The following is a 6,291-nucleotide window of genomic DNA, read 5'->3' as shown; positions in this document are numbered from 1 at the left end:
TCGTCGTCGGCTGGACGACCGGTTATTTCATCCTGCTTATCTTCCTCGCCGCACAGATGCGGCGCTTCGGGAAGTACACCGCCCCCGACTTCATCGGCGACCGGTTCAACTCCGATACCGCCCGCGCAATCGCGGCGATTACGACGTTCCTCATCGGGTTCGTCTACGCGCTCGGGCAGGCCCGCGGGATGGGGCTGGTCGGCCTGTACATCCTCGGTGATCCCGGTATCCCCGGCGTCACCGGCTATCAGGCGATGATGATCGTCTTCATGGTGATCACCATCGCGTACCTCTCGCTGTCGGGAATGCTCGGCGCGACGAAGAACATGGTGTTGCAGTACGTAATCCTCATCGGCGCGTTCCTCGTCGGTCTGCTGGTGACCGGCTGGACGGCCGGCTTCTCGACGATCCTGCCGCAACTCGAATACGGCGTGTTGATCAGTGAACTTAGTGCGGAGTTCTCCGCCCCCTTCGCCGGCGGAAGCTACTACCTGTGGATCGCAACGTGTTTCAGCCTCATCTTCGGGACCTGCGGGCTCCCGCACGTCCTCGTTCGGTTCTACACCGTCGAGAACGAACGGGTCGCCCGCTGGTCGACCGTTTGGGGGCTGTTCTTCATTTGTCTGCTGTACCTCTCCGCCCCGGCCTTCGCCGCCTTCGGGACGGCGCTGTACGGCAGCGAGATCGGTGCTGTCTACGGTGATCCCGGCATGAGCAGTGCAGCCGGTGACGTCATCGTTGTCCTCGCCGCACAACTTGCGGGGCTGCCGTCGTGGCTCGTCGGTATCGTCGCCGCCGGTGGTATCGCTGCTGCCGTCGCAACGACTGCCGGGCTGTTTATCGCCGCCTCGTCGGCGATCTCTCACGACATCTACGCGACGATCATCAACGAGGACGCCACTCAGCGACAGCAGGTCCTCGTCGGCCGCCTGAGCATCATCGCGATCGGTGCGCTGTCGATCGTCTTCGCGCTTGATCCCCAACAACCGGTCGCGGCGCTCGTCTCCTTCGCGTTCTCGCTGGCGGCGATCGTACTGTTCCCGATGTTCTTCCTCGGGCTATGGTGGGAGAACACGAACCGCCAAGGCGCGCTCTCGGGTATGATCGTCGGTCTGATCGTCTGGTTCATTCCGATGTTCAACGAGGGCAACTTCGGGCTGATCAACGGCGGCGCGGGCTGGGGGATCGATGTCCTCGCGACGTGGATGCCCGCGATCGGTTCCGGGCTGGTCGGCGTGCCGATCGTCTTCGCGGTCACTATCGTCGTCTCGTTGGTCACCGACGAGCCGCCCGAGAAGACGAAGATGCTGGTTCGACAGTGTCACAGCCCCGATCCGATGGATCGGGACGTGACCGCCGCCGAAATCGTTGCACAAAAGACAGAGGACCGAGTTACCTCAGACGACGACTGAAATGTACAAACGCATACTCATCCCCACTGACGGGAGCGATGTCGCCGAAGCGGCGATCAAACAGGCGGTCGACCTCGCCTCGAAGTACGACGCCGAACTCCACGCGCTGTACGTGGTCGACACGGACGCGGTCGCCTACGGCCTTGGGGCCGAACAGGTTGATCGACTTCAGCAAGGCAAGTTCGGCGAGATGACCGAACTCCGAGAGGAGGCCGAATCGGCAACCCAATTTGTCCACGATCTGGCCGAGGAGAACGGCGTCGACGTGGTCGAACACCACGCCGGCGGCCAGCCTCACCAGGTGATCGCCAACCACGCCGAGGACAACGACATCGACCTCATCGTCATGGGGAGCCACGGCCGCTCCGGCGTCCGCCGGGCGCTCCTCGGTAGCGTCACGGAACGGACGCTCCGCTCGACGCACACGCCGGTGTTGGTCGTCGACTACCAAGACGTCGAGTAGCGCGAACCGCAGCAATTACCCCCGCAACGATATTTCAATCTGATATGTACGCTCCCGATCCGACGAACGGTGTGATCCGTCCGTGAGTCCTGCCGACCGACTCAGAGAGCAACTCGCGGAGAATCGGGCCGGGATGCTGTACGACTTTGTCTTCGCGGTCGCTTGGGTGGCGTTCGTCTCCTTTCTGTTCGACGTCGTCTTCACGAGCGCGCCGACGTGGGCGTTCTACATGTTCATGCTGGCGGGAATCCCGGCGTACTTCGGGTTCTTCTGGTCCTTCGAGCTAGCGAAACAGAGTCGATAAGCCCGCGTTCGCGGCCGCCGATCCTCTCCTGCGTTACTGTTCGTCTTGTCCGTCCCGATACCTCGAGCGTAGGTGCAGACACACCAGACTCGCCGCGGCGAACACGACCGGCGTCGCGACCGCTTCGCTTCCCCACGATCCGGAGAGGGCGGGGTACGCGCTCGCGCCGGCCAACACGGCGAACAGAAACGCCAAGAGGCCGGTGATCGGCACGGCAAACCCGTCCGGGAAGGCGCCGCCGAGGTCTACCTCGTCGTTTCCCATACTCACGGGTGGACGCTTCGGCCCTATAGTGGTTGCTGTGGCGGCCGCCCGACCGGCTCTCCGTTTTTAAACATCGTCAGTACTCGGTTCCCTTCCTGGCGCGCTGGCCGGCCTCGATCGGGTGTTTCTCCTTGCGGACGTTCGTGACGAGGTCGGCGGCCTCAATGAGATACTCCGGTTGGGCGTGGCTTCCGGAGAGAACCAACTCGAGATTGTCGGGCTTGTCCTCGATCAACTCAAGGACCGACTCCGGTTCGACGAGGCCTCTATCGGCCGCATAGAGGATTTCGTCGAGGACGAGCATGTGGACGCCCGCCTCGGGATCAGCGTCGAGGTCAAACGGCGTCGAGAGGTCGGCCTCGACGGTGGCTTCGAGGAGCGTTCGCGCGCGCTCGAAGCCCGCGGCCGCCTCGGCTTCGTGGTCGCGCTCGTCCGTTCCGTCGTTCATCGCGTGCCAGCCGTAGTGGCCTAGGTTCTCGTAGCTGACCCCCGGCATCGCCGCGATGGCGTTGTACTCGCCGCGGACGTCCTCGACGCTGTCCGCGCCGCCCTTCATGAACTGCAGAACGTGGACGCGGTAGCCGTGGCCCGCCGCCCGGAATGCCATCCCCAGCGTTGCCGTCGTCTTGCCCTTCCCGTCGCCCCACCACACCTGCGTGAGGCCGAACTCCTCCGGCGCGGCTGGTTCAATTCCCCGCGCTTCGGGGGTCCGTCCACGCCCTGGCGTCTCGCGGTCTGTCATAGCCTATGATTTGGGTGCCGTCAGTAAGGTACTGTCGGCGGACCCGACGATCGCTTGGGCTCCTATGGCCGCCTCTCCCGGCACGCCTTGCCGAATCTATAATGGTAGATCATTACATTTAATAGCGTGAAAATAGAGGAATGAGATAGACGATGCGCGACGAAATCGAACCGATGGTCCCACGGATGCCCCGAGCGGCCGACTCAACGCCCCCGTCCTGCACCGACGGTGGGCATACGACCCGTCCCGTCGCCGCTGTAGACGCGCCGCTCGTTCCCGACCTTCGTTGACCTCTTCGCACCCCTGGCTGTGGGCTTTCGCCCCAGAATACTGTAGCGAAACCGCCGATTCGTCTTATACCACACTTCTAGCTCCTGAGCGCCCGCGCTATTCGGCGAGCGCCGCGCCGAAGTTGTCGATCGGGACGACCGAGTAGTCGACTGAGAGGATATCACTCGTCGCCCGCACCTTGCCGACGAACGTCGAGATCTCTTCGAGGGTTCCCTCGAGAGTGAACAGCTCCATACAGTAGTGATCGCCGACGTGGTTGTGGACATTCGAGACGACCAGAGCCTCATGATCGTGTCGGATCCCCATCATCCGCTCCTCGGCGCTCGACGTCTCGTGATCGAAGACGACGGTGACGACGCCCATCAGGTCGCGCCCCTCGAGTTGCTTGTCCTCGAACTCGCCGAGCAGGTTTCGGGAGGCCTCGCGGACGACCTCGCTCCGGCCCGTGTAGCCGTGCTCGTCGGCGAACTCGTCGAGGCGGTCGAGAAGCGAGTCCGGCATCGAAACGCTGACAACGGTCATATATTAAATTGGGCGCGGTATTATATTAAGGATTCCGTATCGGCGAGCGCGCGGTGCGTTCTGTGGTGTGTTTGCGGTCGCTTGGGGGCGTTCGGCTGTCTCAGGCGTCGTCGGGATGCTCGCTCTCGGGGCCGAGTGACAGTATCTCGACGTCCTCCGGGAGCCGATCGAGCGCCGCGTCGGGCCATCCCCAGTGTGCGACGGCGAACGTCGTGTCGGGGTTCGCCGCGGCCAACCGGGCAACGCCCTCGGCGGCCGCCTCGTAGCCCGCTCGCCCGAGGCGCTCGGGGCGCTCGGCCGTCAACGGGTAGCTGTCCGAGAGTGCGGGCGGGACCGGCCCGAACGGTGCCCGGAGCCGCCACGTTTCGTCGAAACGGCTGTTGTCCCCGCCCGCCGAGAGCAACACTCGATCGCCCGAAACTGGGAGCCGGGCGAGACGATCGTGGTGTCTGTGGACCTCCGGGCGACGCGCCGAATCGGCCGAGAGATAGAAAAACGTCGCCTTCGAGACAGGATCGGACTGTTCGAGCGCCGCGGCATCGTCGAGCAGTTCGCGGTAGCCGTCGACCATCGCCGGGTGGCTTCGAGCCCGGCGCTCGAGCAACTCGAAGAGAGCCCCCTCCCGGATCGCCTGTTTGACCGTTCGGAGCTCCCGGTAACTGACGTGGAGATTGTGCCGAGCGAGCAGCGTTTCGCGCTGCGCTTCGGGGGCCGAGCGGAGTTCTGCCGGCGTGTGGTCGGTACAGACCGGACACGAACACGGGAAGTACTCGAGATCGTCGAGGTGGTCGGTCCCGGAGACTGTCAGGTACCGGCCGTCGCGGGCGTACAGCGCGTAGGCCGCCGAATCGAACAGGTCACAGCCGGCCGCGGCCGCCAGCGCGAACATCATCGGGTGGCCGGCCCCGAACAGGTGGACGGGCGCGTCGGCCCCGAGGCCACGCTTGGCTGCCCGGACGACCTCGATCATCTCGGCGTAGCGGTAGCCGTTCATGAGGGGGACGACAGCGCCGACCGGGAACACGTCGAGGGCGGTGCCGTAGGCGTGGGTGGCGGCGGATTCACGCAGGTCTGGGTACGTAGACCCCTGGATCGGCGCGTTGAGCAGCATCTCCCCGACGTCGACGGATCCGGCGGCTTCGAGCCGGGATTTGGTCGTCTTGAGTTCGTCCTCGGCGCGCTCGCGGGCCGCGTCCGGCGGCGTCGGGATGTCGATCGGTGTCCCGATGTCCGCGCCGATGTCGCGTTGGAACTCGAGGATCTCGGCGTTCGTCACGGATATCTCGCCGTACTCCGAGAGCTGAAACGAGCCCGAATCGGTCACGATCGCCCCCGAGAAGTCGTAGAGATCGGCTAACCCCTCCTCCAATGCCTGCTCGTGAAACTCTTCACTCTGATAAAGAATGTAGCCGTTGGTAATGAGTATCTCCGCGCCGAAGTCCGACTCGAGCGTCGCGGGATCGACGGTCCGGAGATGTGGGTTAATAACCGGCATCAACGCCGGCGTCTCGACGGTCACGTCCGCACGGGGGACGGACAACTCGCCGATCCGCCCGGCACCGTCTGTGTCCCGGATCTCGAAGCACTCGCGCATTGACGAACCGACGGCACCGGGAGGGATAAGCCGACTGAAACTCCTCGCCCGCGTCGGTCGTCGGGGCCGAGTCGTGAGAACCTCTTCGGAGCCGGACCAAACGCATAAGACGGCCGCTCGCCCAGATCCGGTATGGAATGGCGACTCTTCGCGAACCTCGCCGAGGCCGCCGGCGCAAAGCACGTCGACGTTGAGGCAGGGACGGGCGACACGCTCGGTGACGCCTTCGATCAGTTGCTCCGCGAGCACCCAGATCTCGAGGCGATCGTTCTTGATGGCGCCGGCGAACTCGAGGACCACATCCGACTCCTGCACAACGAGGGAGACCCCTTCTCGGACGGCGACGGCTTCGACACCGTTCTCGAGGCCGACGACGACCTCGCGTTGTTCCCGCCGGTGAGCGGCGGCCGTCATCGGTGACTGTCACTGTCGTTAACCGCTTGGCGACGCCCCTTCCGACGCCCGCTCCGGTCGACGGCGATGCACACAGGTATCTCAAGCGGTTCTTTGATATTCCACAAGCGACTCGCCCGTTCGACCCTTCGGAGCCGCTATGACCGCCGACAGACGAGAGTTCCTCCGGCTTGCCGCTCCTGGCGTCGTGGCCGGCTTAGCCGGTTGTCTGTCCGGGCCGACGGACGGCGCAAACGGGTCCGACGGCACTGAGACGGCGATCGAGGCCGTCGATACCGTCCCGCT

General features: G+C 64.4%; 9 protein-coding genes. 5 read left to right on the top strand and 4 right to left on the bottom strand.

The genetic code is table 11. The features are described 5' to 3' along the window. From ACI944_RS10315 to ACI944_RS10305, 3 genes are all read left to right on the top strand, one after another. Positions 1-1,412: sodium:solute symporter family transporter (locus ACI944_RS10315; protein WP_411718964.1), on the top strand; the 1,412-nt coding region annotated here is incomplete at its 5' end. Position 1,413: 1 nt separating this feature from the next. Next, entirely contained in the window at positions 1,414-1,875 is a 462-nt protein-coding gene (locus ACI944_RS10310) for a universal stress protein (RefSeq protein ID WP_411718963.1), read from the top strand. 82 nt (positions 1,876-1,957) lie between these two features. Beyond that, entirely contained in the window at positions 1,958-2,179 is a 222-nt protein-coding gene (locus tag ACI944_RS10305) for a hypothetical protein (RefSeq protein WP_411718962.1), read from the top strand. A gap of 33 nt (positions 2,180-2,212) precedes the next feature. Here ACI944_RS10305 and ACI944_RS10300 read toward each other — a convergent pair whose 3' ends face one another. Beyond that, positions 2,213-2,443 carry a hypothetical protein gene (locus ACI944_RS10300; protein ID WP_411718961.1) on the bottom strand — a complete coding sequence of 77 codons (231 nt, stop codon included), beginning with the start codon at positions 2,441-2,443 and terminating at the stop codon, positions 2,213-2,215. Between the two features lie 76 nt (positions 2,444-2,519). Then, positions 2,520-3,185, bottom strand: coding sequence for a cob(I)yrinic acid a,c-diamide adenosyltransferase (locus tag ACI944_RS10295; protein ID WP_411718960.1), 666 nt, complete (start codon positions 3,183-3,185; stop codon positions 2,520-2,522). A 152-nt stretch (positions 3,186-3,337) separates the two neighbouring features. On the opposite strand from ACI944_RS10295, the gene ACI944_RS10290 reads away from it, so the two are divergent. After that, positions 3,338-3,475 (top strand): hypothetical protein, encoded by a 138-nt coding sequence (locus tag ACI944_RS10290; protein WP_411718959.1) that lies wholly within the window; start codon positions 3,338-3,340, stop codon positions 3,473-3,475. 97 nt (positions 3,476-3,572) lie between these two features. Here ACI944_RS10290 and nikR read toward each other — a convergent pair whose 3' ends face one another. Both nikR and tgtA read right to left on the bottom strand, forming a co-directional pair. Further along, positions 3,573-3,998 carry a nickel-responsive transcriptional regulator NikR gene (gene nikR, locus ACI944_RS10285; protein ID WP_411718958.1) on the bottom strand — a complete coding sequence of 142 codons (426 nt, stop codon included), beginning with the start codon at positions 3,996-3,998 and terminating at the stop codon, positions 3,573-3,575. Positions 3,999-4,098: 100 nt separating this feature from the next. After that, positions 4,099-5,592, bottom strand: a complete 1,494-nt coding sequence (gene tgtA / locus ACI944_RS10280) for a tRNA guanosine(15) transglycosylase TgtA (RefSeq protein ID WP_411718957.1) — start codon at positions 5,590-5,592, stop codon at positions 4,099-4,101. A 132-nt stretch (positions 5,593-5,724) separates the two neighbouring features. Between tgtA and ACI944_RS10275 the strand changes: the two genes are divergently transcribed. Next, positions 5,725-6,012 carry a ubiquitin-like small modifier protein 1 gene (locus ACI944_RS10275; protein ID WP_411718956.1) on the top strand — a complete coding sequence of 96 codons (288 nt, stop codon included), beginning with the start codon at positions 5,725-5,727 and terminating at the stop codon, positions 6,010-6,012. The last annotated feature ends 279 nt before the right edge of the window (positions 6,013-6,291 follow it).

This window comes from Natronomonas sp. (genome assembly GCF_046710025.1).
Taxonomy (GTDB): domain Archaea; phylum Halobacteriota; class Halobacteria; order Halobacteriales; family Haloarculaceae; genus Natronomonas.
Note: the sequence above shows the minus strand (reverse complement) of the source record. Positions and strands in the feature narration are given on the sequence as shown.